Annotated in this window: 14 protein-coding genes; 3 read left to right on the top strand and 11 right to left on the bottom strand. The window is 73.4% G+C overall.

Annotated features, from left to right (window positions below; all coding sequences use genetic code 11):
- Positions 1–238: 238 nt before the first annotated feature.
- The 4 genes from ACWC91_RS17310 to ACWC91_RS17295 form a co-directional block, all read right to left on the bottom strand.
- Positions 239–790 carry a PDZ domain-containing protein gene (locus ACWC91_RS17310; RefSeq protein ID WP_450643124.1) on the bottom strand — a complete coding sequence of 184 codons (552 nt, stop codon included), beginning with the start codon at positions 788–790 and terminating at the stop codon, positions 239–241.
- Positions 791–824: 34 nt separating this feature from the next.
- Positions 825–2,987, bottom strand: a complete 2,163-nt coding sequence (gene cyc2 / locus ACWC91_RS17305; RefSeq protein WP_450643126.1) for a germacradienol/geosmin synthase Cyc2 — start codon at positions 2,985–2,987, stop codon at positions 825–827.
- A gap of 113 nt (positions 2,988–3,100) precedes the next feature.
- A complete protein-coding gene (locus tag ACWC91_RS17300; protein ID WP_450643127.1) occupies positions 3,101–4,279 on the bottom strand; it encodes a damage-control phosphatase ARMT1 family protein in 1,179 nt (392 codons plus the stop codon).
- A 22-nt stretch (positions 4,280–4,301) separates the two neighbouring features.
- On the bottom strand, positions 4,302–4,949 hold the full coding sequence (locus ACWC91_RS17295) for a ScbR family autoregulator-binding transcription factor (protein WP_225075699.1): 648 nt from the start codon (positions 4,947–4,949) through the stop codon (positions 4,302–4,304).
- A gap of 299 nt (positions 4,950–5,248) precedes the next feature.
- Here ACWC91_RS17295 and ACWC91_RS17290 point away from each other — a divergent pair, with 299 nt between their 5' ends.
- A complete protein-coding gene (locus tag ACWC91_RS17290) occupies positions 5,249–6,262 on the top strand; it encodes a lytic polysaccharide monooxygenase (protein ID WP_376499423.1) in 1,014 nt (337 codons plus the stop codon).
- Here ACWC91_RS17290 and mgtA read toward each other — a convergent pair.
- Positions 6,219–8,930 carry a magnesium-translocating P-type ATPase gene (gene mgtA, locus ACWC91_RS17285; protein WP_225075701.1) on the bottom strand — a complete coding sequence of 904 codons (2,712 nt, stop codon included), beginning with the start codon at positions 8,928–8,930 and terminating at the stop codon, positions 6,219–6,221. The genes ACWC91_RS17290 and mgtA overlap by 44 nt on opposite strands.
- A complete protein-coding gene (locus ACWC91_RS17280; RefSeq protein WP_225075702.1) occupies positions 8,920–9,276 on the bottom strand; it encodes an ArsR/SmtB family transcription factor in 357 nt (118 codons plus the stop codon). Before ACWC91_RS17280 ends, mgtA begins: the two co-directional genes overlap by 11 nt.
- Before the next feature lie 189 nt (positions 9,277–9,465).
- Between ACWC91_RS17280 and ACWC91_RS17275 the strand changes: the two genes are divergently transcribed.
- Positions 9,466–9,921 carry a tellurite resistance TerB family protein gene (locus ACWC91_RS17275; RefSeq protein WP_225075703.1) on the top strand — a complete coding sequence of 152 codons (456 nt, stop codon included), beginning with the start codon at positions 9,466–9,468 and terminating at the stop codon, positions 9,919–9,921.
- Between the two features lie 114 nt (positions 9,922–10,035).
- On the opposite strand, the gene ACWC91_RS17270 is transcribed toward ACWC91_RS17275, so the two are convergent.
- From ACWC91_RS17270 to ACWC91_RS17250, 5 genes are all read right to left on the bottom strand, one after another.
- On the bottom strand, positions 10,036–10,995 hold the full coding sequence (locus ACWC91_RS17270; RefSeq protein WP_376499420.1) for an ABC transporter substrate-binding protein: 960 nt from the start codon (positions 10,993–10,995) through the stop codon (positions 10,036–10,038).
- A gap of 220 nt (positions 10,996–11,215) precedes the next feature.
- Positions 11,216–11,884: an ABC transporter permease gene (locus ACWC91_RS17265; RefSeq protein WP_225075705.1), complete on the bottom strand. Its 669-nt coding sequence runs from the start codon at positions 11,882–11,884 to the stop codon at positions 11,216–11,218.
- On the bottom strand, positions 11,881–12,597 hold the full coding sequence (locus tag ACWC91_RS17260) for an ABC transporter permease (protein ID WP_450644368.1): 717 nt from the start codon (positions 12,595–12,597) through the stop codon (positions 11,881–11,883). The genes ACWC91_RS17265 and ACWC91_RS17260 overlap by 4 nt, the downstream gene beginning before the upstream one ends.
- A complete protein-coding gene (locus tag ACWC91_RS17255) occupies positions 12,594–13,790 on the bottom strand; it encodes an ABC transporter ATP-binding protein (protein ID WP_225075707.1) in 1,197 nt (398 codons plus the stop codon). The genes ACWC91_RS17260 and ACWC91_RS17255 overlap by 4 nt, the downstream gene beginning before the upstream one ends.
- Before the next feature lie 363 nt (positions 13,791–14,153).
- On the bottom strand, positions 14,154–14,519 hold the full coding sequence (locus tag ACWC91_RS17250; RefSeq protein WP_141357191.1) for a DUF6479 family protein: 366 nt from the start codon (positions 14,517–14,519) through the stop codon (positions 14,154–14,156).
- 180 nt (positions 14,520–14,699) lie between these two features.
- On the opposite strand from ACWC91_RS17250, the gene ACWC91_RS17245 reads away from it, so the two are divergent.
- Entirely contained in the window at positions 14,700–17,552 is a 2,853-nt protein-coding gene (locus ACWC91_RS17245) for a SpoIIE family protein phosphatase (RefSeq protein WP_450644370.1), read from the top strand.
- The last annotated feature ends 100 nt before the right edge of the window (positions 17,553–17,652 follow it).

Raw genomic sequence — 17,652 nt, 5'->3', positions numbered from 1 at the left:
ACCGGGACGAGCCACGGCACGCGGCACGGGCCCCGAACCCGGACACGCCACAGACCAGGGCGGGGCACGGACCGAGGCAGGGCACAGGACGAGGCGAGGCACAGGTCACGAGCCAGGGCAGGGGCCACAGACCGGGGCGGGCCGCGGACCGCGGCAGGGCCCAGGACGGGCCGGGCCGGGGGGCGGGCCGGGGTACGGGGCATGGGCCAGGACGGGCCTCGGGATGCGGCGGGAGCCGTCATGTGACGATCCCCGGGGTGGCCGTCAGCTGCTGGTAGCCGCCGCCGGCGTGGCGCACGGTGAGGACCACCGCCTGCCCCGGGCGGGACCCGGCGACCGCGCGGGCCAGGTCCGCCGCCGTGTCCACCCGGGTTCCGCCGAAGACGAGCAGTACGTCGCCGCGGACCAGGCCCGCCGTGTACCCGGGGCCGGGGACGTGGACGCCGACCACCCGGGCTCCGGGCCTGCCGTCGTCCACCACCTCCACGCCCAGGGTCGGACGCACCGGTGCGGGCGCGGAGGCGGGCGCCGGATCCGTGCGCGCCCGGGTGCCGGCCGGCCGCTGCGGCTCGGCGGGGGCGGGCCTGCTCGCGCCGATCACCGCGAGGCCCACCGTGCCGAGGCCGACCCCGCACAGGACCAGGACGATCGCGGCGAGCAGCCTGCACGCCAGGGCCGCGAGGCGGCGGCCGCGGCGGCGCGCGCCGAGCGGTCGCCGTACCGGGCCGTGCTCGCCACCACCGGGCTCCTGTCCCGGCATCGGCCTGGGACGCAACGCTGTCTGTTCCATCGACCGCCTCCGGCTGCCGCTGTTCGGTGGGCGGTCAGCCCACGGGGAGGGCGGGGACCGGCGGACGGTCCGGTAGGAAGGCGTGGGCCCGGCGGTCCAGCCACTCGGCCTTGTACCGGTCCACGTTCCGGTGCCAGTTGAGGATGCCCGCCATCCAGTTCTGCAGGTCGGTGACATAGCCGAGCATGGCCGCCCGCGCCTCCTCGGACAGCTCGAAGTCGTCGTATGCGACGGGCAGTTCGTGGGCCACCACGTGCTCGAACTGACGCATGCGCTGGTTCATCATGTCCTGGACGACCTTGAGCGCGGCCGGGTAGTCGATGCCGAAGAAGTGCTGTACGACCAGGATCGCGTTGTGGATCTCGCCCTCGTACTCGATCTCCTTCTGGTACGAGAAGACGTCGTTGAGCAGGCAGGCGTAGTCGACGGCCGCGTTCTCCAGGGAGCGGACCGGGCCGCTGCGGTAGACCTCCGCGGGGACGGCCGGGCCGTATCCCATCCGGCACAGGCTCAGGGTGAGGTCGGAGCCGAAGGTGGCGCGCCGCATCTCCAGGTAGTCGACCGGGTCGGGAATGCGGTTCTGGAGCTGGTTGGACAGCTCCCACACCCAGCTCTCGGTCATCGAGTCGATCGCGTGCTTCAGGGTGCGCCGCTGGTCGGGGGTCATCTCCGCGGTGGTGCGCGCCCACAGGTCGGTCAGACTCCGCTCCATGGCGTTGAGCGGGACCGGCGCCGCCTCCCCCGCCACGGGCATGCAGGCCGACAGGCGTGCCGTGGTCGCCTTCGCGGCGACGAGGTCGCGGCGGTGCCCGTACACCAGCGGGTAGTAGTCGTCGCCGTAGGTGCCGAAGGCGAGCCACTGCGCGCTCAGGTCGAGCGCCTCGGGCATGGCGTCCGGGTCGATGCCGGCCGAGCACAGCGCCAGGTCGTAGGCGGCGAGCTTGTCCTCGTCCCACACGCCCTCCTCGAGGATGCCCATGCTGTGGCACCAGTCGACGAGCCTTCGCCGGGAACGGTCCAGATGCGGGCTCAGCCCCAGCGGGTAGGGCATGCGGAGGTCGGGGATGCGGGACGGGCCGACCTTCTCGAAGGGCACGTGCGTGTACGCGCGCAACCTCTCAGCCCCGGCCGCCGCGAGCAGCGCGCCCACGTCGGCCGCCGAGGTGCCGGGGCCGGCCAGTCGCTGCCAGGGGCTGGTGGGCCGGGCCCGCTCGTTCATGTACCGGCTGGAGCGCGTGTGCCACTCGTGGCCGCCGGACTGCCAGTCCTGGAGGCCCTTGGCGTACGCCGCCACCGCCGCGGTCTCGACCGGGGTGAGGCCCTTCTCCAGGGCCACCGCGGGCACTTCGGTGAGCGCGGTGTGCTCGAACTGGTGGAGGCGGGAGGTGAGGACGTCGTTGACGGAGTCGGCGGCCTCCTGGGTGGTGCACCCGAAGAAGGTCTCCAGGACCAGGACGCCGTTGCTCAACTCCCCCTCGTCCTCCACCTCACGCTGGTAGGAGAACAGGTCGTTGCGCAGGTGCACGGCGTCGGAGAACGTCTCCATCAGCACCCTGAGCGGCCGGGTTCCGGCGACGGCGGCGGGCACTTCGGCGGTCGCGTACTCCACCAGCCCCGCCGACCAGGGCGCACCGCCGACCTTGCGGCGCATCTCGATGTACTCGACGGGGTTGGCGATCCGCCCCTCGTTGATGTTCGACAGCTCCCACAGGGACTCGTTCAGCAAGTGCTCGGTGGCCACCGCGAACCGGTGGCGCCAGTCGGCCGACATCGACGGCACCGTACGCGCCCACAGGTCGGCGAGGCCGGCCTCGACCGGGTTGCGCGGCTCGGGGACGGGGGTTTCGGGGTCGAGGGGCATGAACAGGGGAAGCCGGTCCAGGTAGGCCTTGCCGCCCGCGCGGTCCTGGCTGCGCTTGAAGGTCTCCAGGAAGTGGTCGTCGAAGAAGAAGACCCACACGTACCAGTCGGTGATGAGCGACAGGGCGGGCCCGTCGCAGTCGGGGTGGGTGTAGGCGCAGAGCAGTCCGTAGTCGTGCGCGTCGAGGTCGGACTGCTCCCAGATCCCGGAGCCCTCCAGCATGCCCATGTCGCGCGCCCACCGCGTCGAGTGGGCGCGGGCCTCGTCGACGTTCGGGTTGAGCCGCGCGGGATACGGCATGTAGAAGTGCGGGAGTTCGAAGGGCTGCTGCGTCATGGCCGGGCCCTACCCGCGACACTCCGGCACCATCCGTACGCACCAACTGGATCACTCCATCGCGTGAATCCGCACGTGAACGGGGTAGTCGCGCGGTGCGGCCGGGCGGCGGCTCAGGTCCTGACCTGGATGAGCGCGTGCGTGCCCGCGACGCGCCAGCGCTCGCCCTCGGCGGCGTCCAGCGCGGCCTCGGTGTCCGCGTCCAGGCCGGTGATCACGTCGGACTTCAGGGTGCGCAGGGCGGCGACGGGGCCGGGGAAGTAGCCGGTGGTGTCCGCGAACGGCGTGGTCGGGGGCCACAGCCGGTCGCCCACCAGCCGCCGGTAGTTCAGGTCGCCCTTGAACACGGTCAGCGTGGCCGCGGCGAACTCCTCGTGCAGGTCGGCGGGCATGTCGGCGTAGGGCAGCGGGGCGCAGGAGAAGGGGTGTGCCCGGACCGTCAGTCTGCCGTCGGCCATCGCCGCCCACAGGCGGCGCCCGTGTTCCGCGGCCGCGCCGGGAGCCGCCGTCAGCCGGCGCACGGCGTCGACGACGTCGGCGGTGGTGGCGTCGGAGACGTAGTACGGGTACGGCTTGACGTGCAGGACCGCCCGCCGGACGCGGCCGTGGGCGAGGAGGTGGGCGACGAGGAGGAGATCGGGGACGAGTTCGCGGCCTGCGTTGTCGGCGACCAGGCAGAGCGTGCCGGCGCCGGAGGGCGGCAGCAGCGACCAGAGGGCCTCCCTGTCGTCGGCGACCAGGGTGGGGACGGGCGGTCCGGCCTCGGCGCCGGCCGCCGACAGCCGGAAGCCGAGGTCGGCGCGGTTGCCCCAGAGCGAGCCGTGCAGCAGGGCGTCCGCGCGCTCCGCCAGCGGCTTGCCCTCCAGTTCGTCGAGCGCCGCCAGTTCCCCGTCGGTCTCCGGGGAGTCGAGTTCGGCGAGTTTGGACGGGCGGAAGGGGTCGATGCCCTGCCAGGGGCCGGGTGCGAAGTAGCCGACGGCTTCGAGGAGCCGGCGGTAGAAGTAGCTCTCGGACCACAGCCACGGCACGTCGAACCAGGAGCGGGCGGCGTACTGTCCCAGGCCCCAGTCCTGCCACCGGTCACGGTCGGGCGCGGCGGCGGGAAGGTCGTCGATCACGCCCTCGGCGCAGCTCTCCAGCAGCGCGTCCAGGGCGCGGTGCTGCCCGGGTCCGTAGGGGAAGGCGTCGCGCACCTGCCGGATGACGGCCGGGTGCCGTTCGGCCAGCACGCTGTGCGGGAAGGAACCGGGTTCGTCGCCGACGAGTACGGGCGCGGACGGGTTGGCGGGCATGCGCCTCACCGTACCCGGCGGGTCATACGACGACGATCTCCCGCTCCAGCCGGGTGGCGAGGCTCAGATAGCGGGGGCGCCGGTGCACCGGCACGAGGCCGCGGATCAGCAGGTGCCACATCTCGGTCGTCCTGCGCGGCAGCCGCGCCATGGGTTCCAGGGGCCGGCCGGCGACCCGGGTGCCGACGAAGAAGCAGACGAGGGAGTGCGCGACGGCGTGGACGTCGACGTCCTGCTGGATCTCGTACTCCTTGACGGCGCCGAGGAGTTTGCCGGTGGCGATGTCCAGCCACTCGGTGAACGGGTGCCGCAGCGGCGGGCGCACCTCGACTCCTCCGGTGGCCAGTCGCAGGCCGGCTCGGGTGACGGGGCCCTCCACGGTGAGGCGGGTGAGCGCGTAGGTGATGCGTATCAGGGCCTCCAGCGACGAGTGACCCTGCTCGTCCACGCGACTGGTCACCTGCCGGGCGGCCCGGGACTGCAACTCCAGGATGGCGTGGGCCAGATCCTCCTTGGCCGCGAAGTGGAAGTACAGGGCGCCCTTGGTGACGTGTGCGTGTGCGACGATGTCGCTCAGGCTGGTCCGTTCGTAGCCGTGCCGGTCGAACAGGTCGGCGGCGGCCGTGATGATCGTCGCGCGGGTCTGTTCGGCGCGTAACTGCCTCGGCATGGACAGAACACTCCCGGGGCCGTAACGAACGGGGCGTGCCGTTTGTTTCTCACTCCGCGTACACGATAGCTCACGGCTCCGAGGCGTCCACCAGGGCCCCTTGGAGCTTCCGCCGTCACCCTCGGCGCTCCGGAAACGCGCGCCGCCGGTGGAAGCAGACGGGACGTGCTGTATCGGCGCCCGCCGCCCGTCCGCGCTCATGTGCCGCCACTCGCGGGCCGGTTGAACGCTTCGCGCCCGCCGCCCGTACTGGACCGCGCAGCAGCCCGTTTCCCCGCCGGCCCAGGAGACGTCTCCCGATGACCCGGACGACCGCGCCCCTCGGGCGCACCGCAGCCGCTACGGCGGTGTCGGCCCTGCTCATGTTGTGGGCGGCCGGGCCCGCACACGCGCACGGCGCCCCGACCGACCCGGTCAGCCGGGTGTTCGCCTGCTCGCCGGACGGGGGCGGCCGGGCCGGTTCGGCCGCCTGCCGGGCGGCCGTCGCCGCGAACGGAGCCCCCTTCACCGCGTGGGACAACCTGCGGGTGGCGAACGTGGGCGGCCGGGACCGTCAGGTCGTCCCCGACGGAAAGCTGTGCAGCGGAGGACTGCCCGCGTACAAGGGCCTCGACCTCGCCCGCGACGACTGGCCGTCGACCCGTCTGGTGCCGGGCGCGGGGCTCACGATGTCGTACGCCTCGACGATCCCGCACGAGGGCACGTTCAAGCTCTATCTCACCAGGCGGGGCTACGACCCGACGAAGCCGCTGACCTGGTCGGACCTGCCCGCCCAGCCCTTCGCCGAGGTCAAGGACCCACCGCTGACGGGCGGCGCGTACCGCATCGGGGCGACGCTGCCCGCCGACCGGACGGGCCGTCATGTGCTGTTCACCATCTGGCAGAACAGCAGCACGCCGGACACCTACTACTCGTGCTCGGACGTGGTGTTCGCGAAGGCGACGAAGGCGACCGGCGGCACGAACGGGACCGGTGGCACGAGCGGTTCGGGCGGCACGAGCGGAACGGCCGGACCGGCCGGGCCGGGTGACTCCGGCCGCTCGGGCGGGAGCCCGGCCGCCGGTACGCCGGAGCCGGGCACTCGGGCCCCGGGTCCGGGCCACTCGCACGGGCCGCACACGACCGCTCCGGCGCGGGGGACGCCGGACTCCGCCGCCGCTCAGGCGCGCTCGGGCGCTCCCGACAGCAGCCCGGTGGCGTCCGCGACCGACGCCGGCCGGGGTCCTTCCGCGCCGCTGCTGGCGGGCGGCGCCGCCGCGGTGCTGGTGCTCACCGGGGGCGCCGCCCTCGCCCTGCGGCTGCGCGGCCGCTGAACACGCTTGTGCCGGCCGGCGGCCGGCACCCGCCTTGGCTCCGGCCGGCTTCCGGACCAGGAGCCGCGGCGGCGTACCCGGGCCCGACGGCTTCCGGAGCCCGCCGCTCGTACCGCCGGACCGCCGCCGCGAGGGCGAGTCCGTACGGTGCCAGGACGGCGGCGAGCAGAACGTAGTAGGGCAGCGGAAGCCCCGTCATGCCCAGCGGCGGGCCCAGCGGACTGACCGGGAGCAGCAGCCCGGCGAGGGCGAGGACGGCCGCGGCCCGGCCGACGGGTCCGGGCGGCCGCCGCCGGCCGCCCTCGTCCCGGCCGGTGCGCAGGAGCACCATCACCAGCGCCTGGGTCAGCAGGTTCTCGGTGAACCAGGCCGAGTGGAAGACGGACTCGTCGTTCAGCGCGTCGGGTCCCCACAGCACGAGGGCGAGGACGGCGAAGGTCGCGAAGTCAGCGACCGCGTTGAGCGCGCCGAACCCGGTGATGAACCGCAGGAAGGCACGCGGCCGCAGCGCGGTCGGGCGGCGCAGCGCCGCCCTTCCCGGACGGTCGTGGGCGAAGGACGACTGGGCCGCGTCGAAGCAGAGGTTCTGGACGAGCACCTGCACCGGGAGCATCGGCAGGAAGGGCAGGAGCAGGCCCGCGACGAGCATCGCTATGACGTTGCCGAGGTTGGAGGAGAGCGTGACGCGCAGATAGGAGGCGATGTTGCCGCTGGCCCGCCGGCCGGCCGCCACGGCGTGGCCGATCGCGGTGAGGTCCTTGTCGGCGAGCACCACGTCGGCGCTGTCCCGGGCGATGTCGCAGGCCGCCCGCGGTGCGACGCCGACGTCGGCGGCCCGCAGCGCGGGCACGTCGTTGGCGCCGTCGCCGAGGAAGCCGACGGTGTGTCCTGCGGCCCGCAGCGCGTCCACGACCCGGGCCTTGTCGTCCGGCGTGCAGCGGGCGAAGACGGTGGAACGGGCGGCGGCCGCCGCGAGGTCCCCGTCCCCGCCGGGCCCGGAGCCCACCGTGTGCACCTCGCCCACGTCGAGCCCCAGGTCACGGCAGACGCGCGCCGCCGTGCCGGGGTGGTCGCCGGTGAGGATCTTCACGGTGACACCGGCCTCGGCGAGCCCGCGCAGGGCCTCGGCCGCGGTCGGCGCGAGCGCGTCACGGAAGGCGATCAGGCCCCGGAAGGTGAGGCCGCGCTCGTCGGCGGGGGTGTAGTCGCCGGTGCGGGCGGCGCGCTCGTCGGTGGCAAGGGCCAGCAGCCGCAGCCCGGCGTCCGCCTCGCGCGCGGCGAGCTCCCGCAGTCGCTCGCGCTCGGCGGGCTCCAGCGCGCAGCGCTCCAGTACGTCCTCCACGGCGCCCCGGACGACGAGGACGTGCCTGCCGAACCGGCCCCGCACCACGGCGGTGGCCAGGCGCCGTACCGGGTCGAAGGGGACGGCCGCGACCCCGTCGTGCTCCTCGCCGACCGCTCCGGCGGCCTCCAGGAGTGCCTCGTCGAGCGCGTCCGGGGCGGGCAGTTCGGCGAGCTGGAGGGTCCACCAGGCGCCGACCGCGGCCCAGCGCAGCACCTCCGGGTCGTCGCGGCCGTCCGCGTCGAGGGCCCGTTCGACGACGGGCCGGTCCTGGGTGAGGGTGCCGGTCTTGTCGACGCAGAGCACGTCGACGGCGCCCAGGTCGTGCAGTGCGGGCAGCCGCTTGACGATGACGCCGTGCGCCCCCGCGAGCTGCCGGGTGCCGCGGGCCAGGCAGAGGGTGACGATCACCGGCAGCATCTCGGGTGTGAGCCCGACGGCCACCGCCACGGCGAAGGGCAGCGTCTCCAGGCCGCGCCCGCGCAGCGCCGCGTTCGCCACCAGCACCAGTGGCGGCGTCAGCAGCATGAACCGGATGAGCACCCAGGAGATGCCCTGCACGGAGCGGTCGAAGGCGCTGGGGTCCGTCCGGTCCCCGCGCCCGCGGCCCGCGGTGCCGTGGGCGGCGGCGAACCGCGTGCGCGCGCCCGTGTGCACCACCACGGCGGTGGCCGTGCCGGTGGCGACGCTGCTGCCCTGGAAGCACAGGTGCGCCTGTCCGAACGGGCCGCTCGCGCCGAGCCCCGGCTCCTCCACGGCCGCCTTGGCGACCGGGGCGGACTCGCCGGTCAGCGCGGCCTGGTGCACGGTCAGCCCTCGGGCGCGCAGAAGTCGTACGTCGGCCGGTACGCGGTCGCCGGGGCCGAGCCGGAGCACGTCGCCCGGCACCAGTTCGGTGACCGGGACCTCCCGGGCGCGCGGCTGTTGCCCGTCTGTCGTCCGCCGCAGCACGGTGGCGGTGCCGGCGACCAGTTCGCGCAGGGCGGCCATGGACCGGTCGGCCCGGTGCTCGCCGGTCGCGCGCAGCACGCAGCTGACCACGACCAGGCTGAGGATCACCGCGGCGGTCCCCCAGGAGGCGACGAGCGTGGAGACCACGCCCAGGCAGAGCAGTACGGCCGTGAACGGGTCCCGCAGGGAGCGCACCCACAGCAGGGGCCAGGACGGGGTGCGCACCTCGGGGACCGTGTTCTCGCCGACCGCCGCCAGCCGTGCCTCCGCCTCGGCGTCGGTCAGCCCGCGCGGACCGCTGTCGAGCCGCCGCAGTACCTGGAGGGGTGTTCCGTCGGGCTCGGCCGGGCGCGCCGCCGCGAGCTCAGAGGCCACGGAGGCGGCGCGCCGGGGCGTCGGCGGCGGCTCCCCGGTCGGTGAGCCGGGCGACCGTGAGCCGTACGACGTCGACCACGTCGGGATCGTCGACGAAGTAGACCTGCCGCCGGCCCTCGCGGCGGGAGCGGACGAGCCCGGCGAGCTTCAGCTTGGTCAGGTGCTGGCTGACGGCGGGCAGCGCGCCGCCGACCCGCTCGGCGAGCCCGGTGACGTCGCTCTCGCCCTGCGCCAGTGCCCACACGATGTGCAGCCGGGCGGGCGAGGCGAGCAGCCCGAAGGCCGCGGCCGCCTCCGCGAGCACGTCGGCGGGCGGATCCTCGAAGCCACTGCCGGCTGCCGCCACGGTCGTCTTCCTCCTGTTCGCGCACGCCCGCACGCCGGGTACGAGCCGCACCAGTCTAGGCGGCCCGGTACGAACGGGACCCGCCGGAACTCGTCCACCGGAACTTATCCGGCGCTCCATCAGTTTCTACGTTGCTGTAGATGCAGCACGGAACGTGTTAGGCCACCCGACACCACACTTGGAGAGCACATGGCCCTGTGGGACCGCATCAAGGACTCCGCGACGCAGATGCAGACCCAGCTCGTGGCAAGGAAGAACGACCTGAAGAGCGGCGCCTTCCGGGACGCGAGCATGGCGATGTGCGCCCTCGTGGCCGCCGCCGACGGCACCGTGGACCCCTCGGAGCGTCAGCGTGTCGCGCAGCTGATCGCCACCAACGAGGTGCTGCAGAACTTCCCCGCGGACGATCTGCGCCGCCGCTTCGAGGAGAACCTGAACAGGCTGACCGCGGACTTCGACTTCGGCAAGGTCAGCGTGTTGCAGGAGATCGCCAAGGCGAAGAAGAAGCCCGCCGAGGCCCGGGCCGTCGTCCAGATCGGCATCGTCATCGGCGGCGCGGACGGCGACTTCGACAAGACCGAGCAGGCCGTGGTGCGCGAGGCCTGCTTCGCCCTGGGACTGCCGCCGCACGAGTTCGACCTCTGAGCCGGCGTCCCACGGCTCACGCCTCGCCGGGTGCCGGACGGTCGTCCGTCCGGCACCCGGCGAGGGAGCGGTGCGGTGTCACGGCCCCTCGGGCCGTGTCCCCATCCCGGTCGGTCAGTCGAGGCCCGCGGACTTCAGCCAGGCCTTGGCCACGTCGAGCGGGTCCTTGTTCTGCGACTGCACCTGGGTGTCCAGGTCCAGCAGGGTGGCCGTGTCCAGCTTGGCGGAGACCGCGTTGAGCGCGTCGACGCCCTTCTGGTCCAGGCCGGACTTGTACACCAGCGGCTGGACGTTCTCGAAGCCGAAGAGGTTCTTCGGGTCCTGAAGGACGACGAACTTCTCCTTGGCGATGGTCGGATCCGTGGTGAACAGGTCGGCGACCTGCACGGTGTTCTGCTTCAGCGCCGCCTGGGTCAGCGGGCCGCCCGCGTCCAGCGCCTTGAAGGACCTGAACTCCAGCCCGTACTCGGACTTCAGGCCCTTGAGGCCCTGGTGCCGGGCCTGGAACTCCGGCGAGCCGCCGATGACCAGGTCCTTGGCGGCGTCCTTGAGGTCCGCGATGGAGGACTTCTCGGTGAGGCCGTACTTCTTCGCCGTCGTGGCGTTGACGGTGACGGAGTCCTTGTCCTCCGCGGGCGCCGGTTCGAGCAGCGTCAGCCCGGAGTCCAGCTTGGCGGCGATGGCGGCCGTCGTCGCCTCGACCGTCTTCGGGGCGGCCTTGGAGTCGAGATACGCCAGCAGCGCCCCGTTGTACTCGGGCAGCACGGTGATCGAGCCGTTCTTGAGCAGACCGTAGGTGGTCTCGCGGCTGCCGATGTTGGGCTTGTACTCGACCTTGACGCCCTTGGCCTTCAGGGCCTCGCCGTAGATGTCGGCGATCAGGATGCTCTCGGCGAAGTTGTTGGAGCCGACGACGACCGTGCCGGCGCCCGCCCTGCCCTCCGCGAGCGGGTCCTTGCCGGAGGAGCCGCCGGACGAACACCCCGCGAGAAGCGCCGCGGAGGCGGCGAGTGCGACGGCGGCCGCCCCGAAGTGGCTCTTGCTGAACTTGGTGCTCTTCGTGTTGGAAGTCACAATTCCCGTTCCCGGCTGAGAGGTTGGTCGGGCACATGGCAGCGGCGGCGGCACGCGGGACGCGAGCACCGCCGTTTGATCCAATCCAGCGGCTTCTTCGTCAGTCAAGAGGCGCCGGGTCACCGATCGGCTTCGATGCGTGGCGGGTGGTGAGGACGGAGGGCACCCGGGGAGGCCGAGGGTCCGCCCCGGCCCCGGGGCGCCGCTTCGCCGCCCGCGGTCAGCCGCCACGGCGCACCCCGGGCGACACCGTCACCCGCGCGACCGCCCAGAACACCGCGAGCGTCGCCAGCGCCATCACGGCGACCAGCGCGGCCCCGCCCACGACCTTCTCGTAGTCGTGCTGGTAGAGGCCGTCGACGATGTACCGGCCGAGGCCGCCGAGGCTGACGTACGCGGCGATGGTGGCCGTGGAGACGATCTGGATGGCCGCCGAGCGCAGTCCGCTGAGGATCAGCGGGAGGGCGACGGGCAGTTCGACCTGGAACAGGACGCGCGACTCGGCCATGCCCATGCCCCGGGCCGCGTCCACCGGCGAGGGATCGACGGAGCGCATCGCCTCGTAGGTCGTGATCAGGATCGGCGGGACGGCGAGGACGACCAGCGGGATCATCACGGGGATCTTGCCGAAGCCGAGCAGGATCACCATCAGCACCAGCAGGCCGAAGCTGGGCAGCGCCCGCCCGGCGGTCGCGATCAGGGCGAGGGCGTTGCCGCCGCGCCCGTAGTGCCCGGTGAGCAGGCCGACCGGCAGGCCGATGACGGCGGCCAGGCCCAGGGCCATCAGGGAGTACTGGACGTGCTCCACGAGGCGCGTGGGGATGCCGTCGTAGCCCTTCCAGTGGGCTGCGTCGCTGAAGAAGGCGTTGATGAAGTGGAGTACGTTCACCGGGCGGCGTCCTCCAGTACGGGCGTGGCCGGTTCGGGCCGGGCCTCGGCGTCCGTGGGGGTGACGCGGCGGGTGCCGCGCGGCATCCAGGGGGTCAGCAGCAGGCGTACGAGGACCAGCACGGCGTCGACGACGACCGCCAGGGCCGCCGTGGTGAGGACGGAGTTCCAGGCCAGTTCGGGCCGGTTGTAGATCTGCGCGTCGTGGAGCAGATTGCCGAGGGCGCCCTGGTTGCCGATCAGCATGCCGACGCTGACGAGCGAGATGCTGGAAACGGCGGCCACCCTCAGCCCCGCGATGATGGCGGGCACCGCGATCGGCAACTGCACCTGGAGGTACCGGCGTACGGGTCCCAGCCCCATGGCGGTGGCCGCGGCCAGTGTCTCCTGCGGCACCGAGCGGACGCCGTCGACGATCGCCGGGACGAGCACGACGAGGCTGTAGACGGCGAGCGGGATCATCACGGTGAGCTCGGTCTGGCCGGTGTAGTCGATGAGGACGACGAAGAACGCCAGCGACGGGATCGCGTAGAGCACGGTCGTCAGACCCAGCACGGGCGGGTACAGCCAGCGGAACCGCACGCACAGCTGGGCGAGGGGCAGGGCGGCGAGGAGACCGGCCAGCACCGGCAGCAGGGCCTCGCGCAGGTGCAGTCCGATCAGGCCGAACCAGCTGTGCTGAAGGTCGCTCGGAATGTCGAAGAATCGGTTCATCCCGCGACCCCGGCCTCGGCGCCGGCTTCCGCTCCGGCGTCGGCCCCGGCCTCCGCCGCGGCCCCCGCGCCGGCCTCGGCCCCGGCACGCCCCTCGGCATGGGCGCTGCGGATCGCCTCGCCGATGGTCTGCTGCGAGACGACGCCGACCGCGCGGCCGGTGCCGTCCACGGCGACCGCCCAGCCGGTCGGCGAGAGCACGGCGCCGTCGAGGGCGGCGCGCAGCGAATCGGTGCCGTACTCGAAGGGCCGCCCGTGGGAGAGGAGCCGTGCGGCGTCGAGGGGGCCGTCGCCGAGCGCGCCCGGCTCGCTCCAGCCGAGGGGCCTGCCGTCCGGGTCGGTGACGAGGAGGTAGGGCACGTCGGGGGTGGCGCGGGCGGCGATCTGCTCGGCGGTGGAGTCGGCGGTGACGATCGGGGACTTCGTCAACTCCAGCCCCCCGGAGGCGAAGAAGGACAGCCGGCGGATGCCGCGGTCGATACCGAGGAAGTCCTCCACGAAGTCGTCCGCGGGCGCGGAGAGCAGTTCGGCGGGCGGGGCGTACTGGGCCAGCCGGCCGCCGGTGCGCAGGACCGCGACCATCGTGCCGATTTTGACGGCCTCGTCGATGTCGTGCGTGACGAAGACGATGGTCTTGCCCAACTCTTCCTGGATGCGGAGCAGTTCGTCCTGGAGGCCCTTGCGCACCACCGGGTCCACGGCGGAGAACGGCTCGTCCATCAGCAGCACCGGCGGGTCGGCGGCGAGCGCCCGCGCCACACCGACGCGCTGCTGCTGGCCGCCGGAGAGCTGGTACGGGTAGCGCTTGGCGAGCGAGGCGTCGAGGCCGACCCGCTCCATCAACTCGGCCGCCCGCGCCCGGGCCTTCTGCTTGCCCCAGCCGAGCAGGCGGGGCACGGTCGCGATGTTGTCGACGATGGTGCGGTGCTGGAAGAGCCCCGCGTTCTGGATGACGTACCCCATCGACCGGCGCAGGGTGTTGACGGGCTGTTCCTGGATGTCGACGCCGTCGAGGAGGATGGTGCCCCCGGTCGGCTCCACCATCCGGTTGATCATGCGCAGAGTGGTGGTCTTGCCACATCCCGACGGTCCGACGAGGACGGTGATCGAGCGGTCCGGTATCTCGAGCGAGAGCCGGTCGACAGCCAGCGTGCCGTCCGGATACCGCTTGGTGACTGAATCTATCCGTATCAAAACGCCGAATACCCTTCGGGTCTGGCAGGAGCTGTCCGCTCTCCGCCAAGGTCGCGCGGGCCGTTGCGGGAATGGTCCGAGCACCTTGTGACGTGCGACGACCGCACGTGACACCCCCGTCCCCCGTAACCGCACCGTGCGCAAGCTGTGAGCCCGGCGCGCGGGCCCGCCCGACCGGGCGGTTCCCAGGCCCCGTGGCGCCTTTCGACACCGACGCCTACCCAGCATCGCGCCCGCGACACCGGTCGGCCCACGCGATCCGCGCCACGTCCCCGCCCTGCCCCGCCCCGGAGCCCCGGCCCCGGCAAGGGGCGGGGGCGGGCCCGAAGGCCCGTCCCCTGGACGGGTGCGGCCGGGGCCGGGTCAGGTCCGGCCGGGGCCGCCACCGCCGAAGGACCCGCTGCTGCCCGGGTGCCAGCGCCGCCGGTGCTGGTCCTGGCTGCGGCGGGTTCCGGTGGCGTGCAGCTCATAGGGCATGAGCCGCTCCCCGTCGTCCGGGTGGAGCTCGTCCAGCTCCCGCATCTCCCTGATCTCGTGGACGGCGCCGGTGACCGGCAGGTGCGGCTGCTCCGCCTCGGTCGGCCGGTCCGGCTCGCGGCGCATCACACCGATGCCCATGCCGACGGCCCACACCAAGGCGATCACGATGACGAGTCCACCGATGAAGGCGCCGAAGGTGGCCCACACATTGGGTGCCACGGCCAGTACGGCGTAGGAGGCTATGTCCATGTCTTCCACCCGCCTCACCAAGGAAAGCGAAGAGTGCCGGTGGCGCCGATGACGCCACCTGTGTCCCATATTGTCCCACCGTGCGAGTGCCCCGCAAAGCGCCCGCGACTCACAGGGCGGCCGTCGCCCCGGTAGCCGCCGGTGACTCCGCCGTGGCCGCCGGTGCTGGAAAATGAACACATGGCCGGACTTCTCGACCGATGCCGGATCCTGATGTCCAACATCCACACCGGCCGTCGTCCGCTCCGGCACCGCGCGGACCCGGAGCCGGAGCGGGGACGGCGGGCTCGGACCGGCGACGCGCACGGGCCTCCGCACAGCCCCGCGTGGCGGCGGCGCCCGGCGCCGGGCGTGCGCAGCTTCGCCGCGCAGGCGTTCGCCGTCCAGATGGTGATGCTGCTGGTGCTCATCATCGCCGCGGGCGCCGTCCTCGTGCTCGAGACCTGGAACAACAGCCTGGCGGACGCCCGGCACCGCACCCGCTCCGTGGCCGAAGCCTTCGCCAGTGCCCCCGGGACGGCGCAGGCCCTCGACAGCCGCGATCCGACGGCGATCCTCCAGCCGCGCGCCGAGGAGACCCGGGAGCGGACGGGTGTGGCCTTCGTCGTCGTCTACCGGCCGGACGGGATCCGGCTCACGCACCCCGACCCCGCCCTGATCGGCAAGCACGTCGTAGGCCCGTACAAGCAGGCGGTGGAGGGCAGGCCCTTCACGAAGGTCATCAACGCGAGCCGCGGCCCCGCGGTCGACTCGATCGTCCCGGTCTTCCGGCCGGACGGCTCGGTCGCGGGCGTCGTGAGCGTCGCGATCACGCTCGGGACGGTGAACACGACGGTCCAGCACCAGTTGCCGGTCCTGCTCGGCGGCGTGGGGGGCGCGGTCGTCCTGGCCACGTGCGGATCGGCGTGGGCGAGCAGGCGGCTGCGGCGGCAGACCCATGGTCTGGGCCACGTCGAGCTGACGCGGATGTACGAGCACCACGACGCTGTCCTGCACTCCGTGCGGGAGGGCGTCCTCGTCCTCTCGGGTGAGGGCCGGCTGCTCCTGGCCAACGACGAGGCGCGGCGGCTGCTCGGCCTGCCGGCGGACGCGGAGGGACGCCGGATCGCCGATCTCGGCCTCGAACCGCGGGTGGCCGAGCTGCTGTCCTCCGGCCGGGTGGCCAGCGACGAGGTGCTCCTCGCGGGAGACCGGCTGCTGATCGCCAACACCCGCCTCACGGACCGCGCCGGAGGCCCGGCCGGCAGTGTGACGACGCTGCGGGACACCACGGAACTGCGCGCCCTCTCGGGCCGGGCCGAGGAGGCTCAGGAGCGTCTGCGGCTGCTGTACGACGCGGGTGTGCGGATCGGCACCACCCTGGACGTCGTACGGACCGCCGAGGAACTGGCGGAGGTCGCCGTCCCCAGGTTCGCCGACCTGGTCACCGTCGAGCTGCTGGAGCCCGTCCTGCGCGGCGACGAACCGACGGACACGGCGGACATGCGCCGCACGGTCATCCTCGGCGACAGCCTGGACCCGCCCGTCTTCCCCGTCGGCGGGCGGATCACCTGGGTGCCCGGCACCCCGATGGCGGCGGCGCTGGAGACCGGTCACGCGGTGCTGGAGGCCGATCTGGGCGCCGCCCAGGAGTGGCGCGTCCAGAGCCCGGAGACGGCCGGAAGGATCCTCGCCCACGGGATCCGCTCGCTCATCGCGGTACCGATGCGGGCGCGGGGCGTCCTGCTGGGACTGGCCGACTTCTGGCGGACGGACCGGCGCGGCCCCTTCGACGACGACGACCGCTCCCTCGCCGAGGAGCTGGTCGCGCGGGCGGCCGTGTCCATCGACAACGCACGCCGCTACACCCACGCGCACGGCGTCGCCGTGACCCTGCAACGCAGCCTGCTGCCCCGGGGGCGGCCCGAGCAGAACGCGCTGGAGGTGGCCCACCGCTATCTGCCCGCGCAGGCCGGCGGCGTGGGCGGGGACTGGTTCGACGTGATCCCGCTGCCGGGCGCGCGGGTGGCCCTCGTCGTCGGCGACGTCGTCGGACACGGTCTGCACGCCGCCGCCACCATGGGCCGCCTGCGCACCGCGGTGCTCAACTTCTCGGCCCTCGACCTGCCGCCCGACGAGATCCTGGACCACCTCGACGAACTGGTCACCCGGATCGACCAGGACCGGGCGGCCGATGCCGAGGCAGACACGGTCACCGGGGCCACCTGCCTGTACGCGATCTACGACCCCGCCGGCGGACGCTGCACCGTGGCGACCGCGGGTCACCCCGGGCCCGCGCTGGTACGTCCCGACGGCGCGGTGCTCTTCCCCGAGGTGCCCGCCTCCCCGCCCCTCGGTCTGGCGGCGGGCCTGCCCGTCGGGACCGCCGAGCTGGACCTGGCGGAGGGATCGCTCCTGGTCCTCTACACCGACGGGCTGGTCGAGGACCGGGGCAGGGACATCGGCACCGGCCTCGCCCTGCTGCGCGACACCCTGGCCGGCCGGCCCGACCGGAGCCCGGAGGAGACGTGCCGGGAGGTGATCGACGCCGTGCTGCCACCGCGCCCCAGCGACGACGTGGCGCTGCTGGTGGCCCGCACCCGGCTGCTGGACCCGGCGGACGTCGTGGAGTGGGACGTGCCCCGCGACTCCGCGTCCGTCGCCCCGGTGCGCGCGGCGTGCGCCCGGCAGCTGGACGCGTGGGGACTGGAGGAGGTGGGTTTCGACACCGAGCTGATGCTCAGCGAACTGGTCACCAACGCGATCCGCTACGGCAGCGAGCCGATCCGCGTGCGGATGCTGCGCGACCGCGACCTCATCTGCGAGGTCTCCGACGGCAGCAGCACCTCACCGCACCCGCGCCGGGCCGCCCTGACGGACGAGGGCGGACGCGGACTGTTCCTCGTCGCCCAGCTGGCTCGGCGGTGGGGGACCAGGTACACACCCCACGGCAAGGTCATCTGGACCGAACAGCCGCTGCACGGCGGTTCGGCGCGGCCCGGCGGGGACCTGGGCGACCTGCTGCTCGACCAGTGGGACGACGAGGCGTTGTGACGGGCGCGCCGCCCGTGCTCCCGGACGCGGTCGTGGGGGGGGGGGGGGGCGGGGGCCCCCCCCCCCCCCCCACCCCCCCCCCCCCCCCCCCCCCCCCCCC

Source organism: Streptomyces sp. NPDC001204, from assembly GCF_053598035.1.
This window is presented reverse-complemented; position numbering and strand designations above follow the sequence as displayed.

Coding starts and splice junctions, on each gene's coding strand:
- ACWC91_RS17250 (WP_141357191.1), bottom strand. CDS start 14,519: ATGGACATAGCCTCCTACGCCGTACTGGCCGTGGCACCCAATGTGTGG.
- ACWC91_RS17300 (WP_450643127.1), bottom strand. CDS start 4,279: ATGCCCGCCAACCCGTCCGCGCCCGTACTCGTCGGCGACGAACCCGGT.
- cyc2 (WP_450643126.1), bottom strand. CDS start 2,987: ATGACGCAGCAGCCCTTCGAACTCCCGCACTTCTACATGCCGTATCCC.
- ACWC91_RS17290 (WP_376499423.1), top strand. CDS start 5,249: ATGACCCGGACGACCGCGCCCCTCGGGCGCACCGCAGCCGCTACGGCG.
- ACWC91_RS17310 (WP_450643124.1), bottom strand. CDS start 790: ATGGAACAGACAGCGTTGCGTCCCAGGCCGATGCCGGGACAGGAGCCC.
- ACWC91_RS17245 (WP_450644370.1), top strand. CDS start 14,700: ATGGCCGGACTTCTCGACCGATGCCGGATCCTGATGTCCAACATCCAC.
- ACWC91_RS17275 (WP_225075703.1), top strand. CDS start 9,466: ATGGCCCTGTGGGACCGCATCAAGGACTCCGCGACGCAGATGCAGACC.
- ACWC91_RS17295 (WP_225075699.1), bottom strand. CDS start 4,949: ATGCCGAGGCAGTTACGCGCCGAACAGACCCGCGCGACGATCATCACG.
- ACWC91_RS17260 (WP_450644368.1), bottom strand. CDS start 12,597: ATGAACCGATTCTTCGACATTCCGAGCGACCTTCAGCACAGCTGGTTC.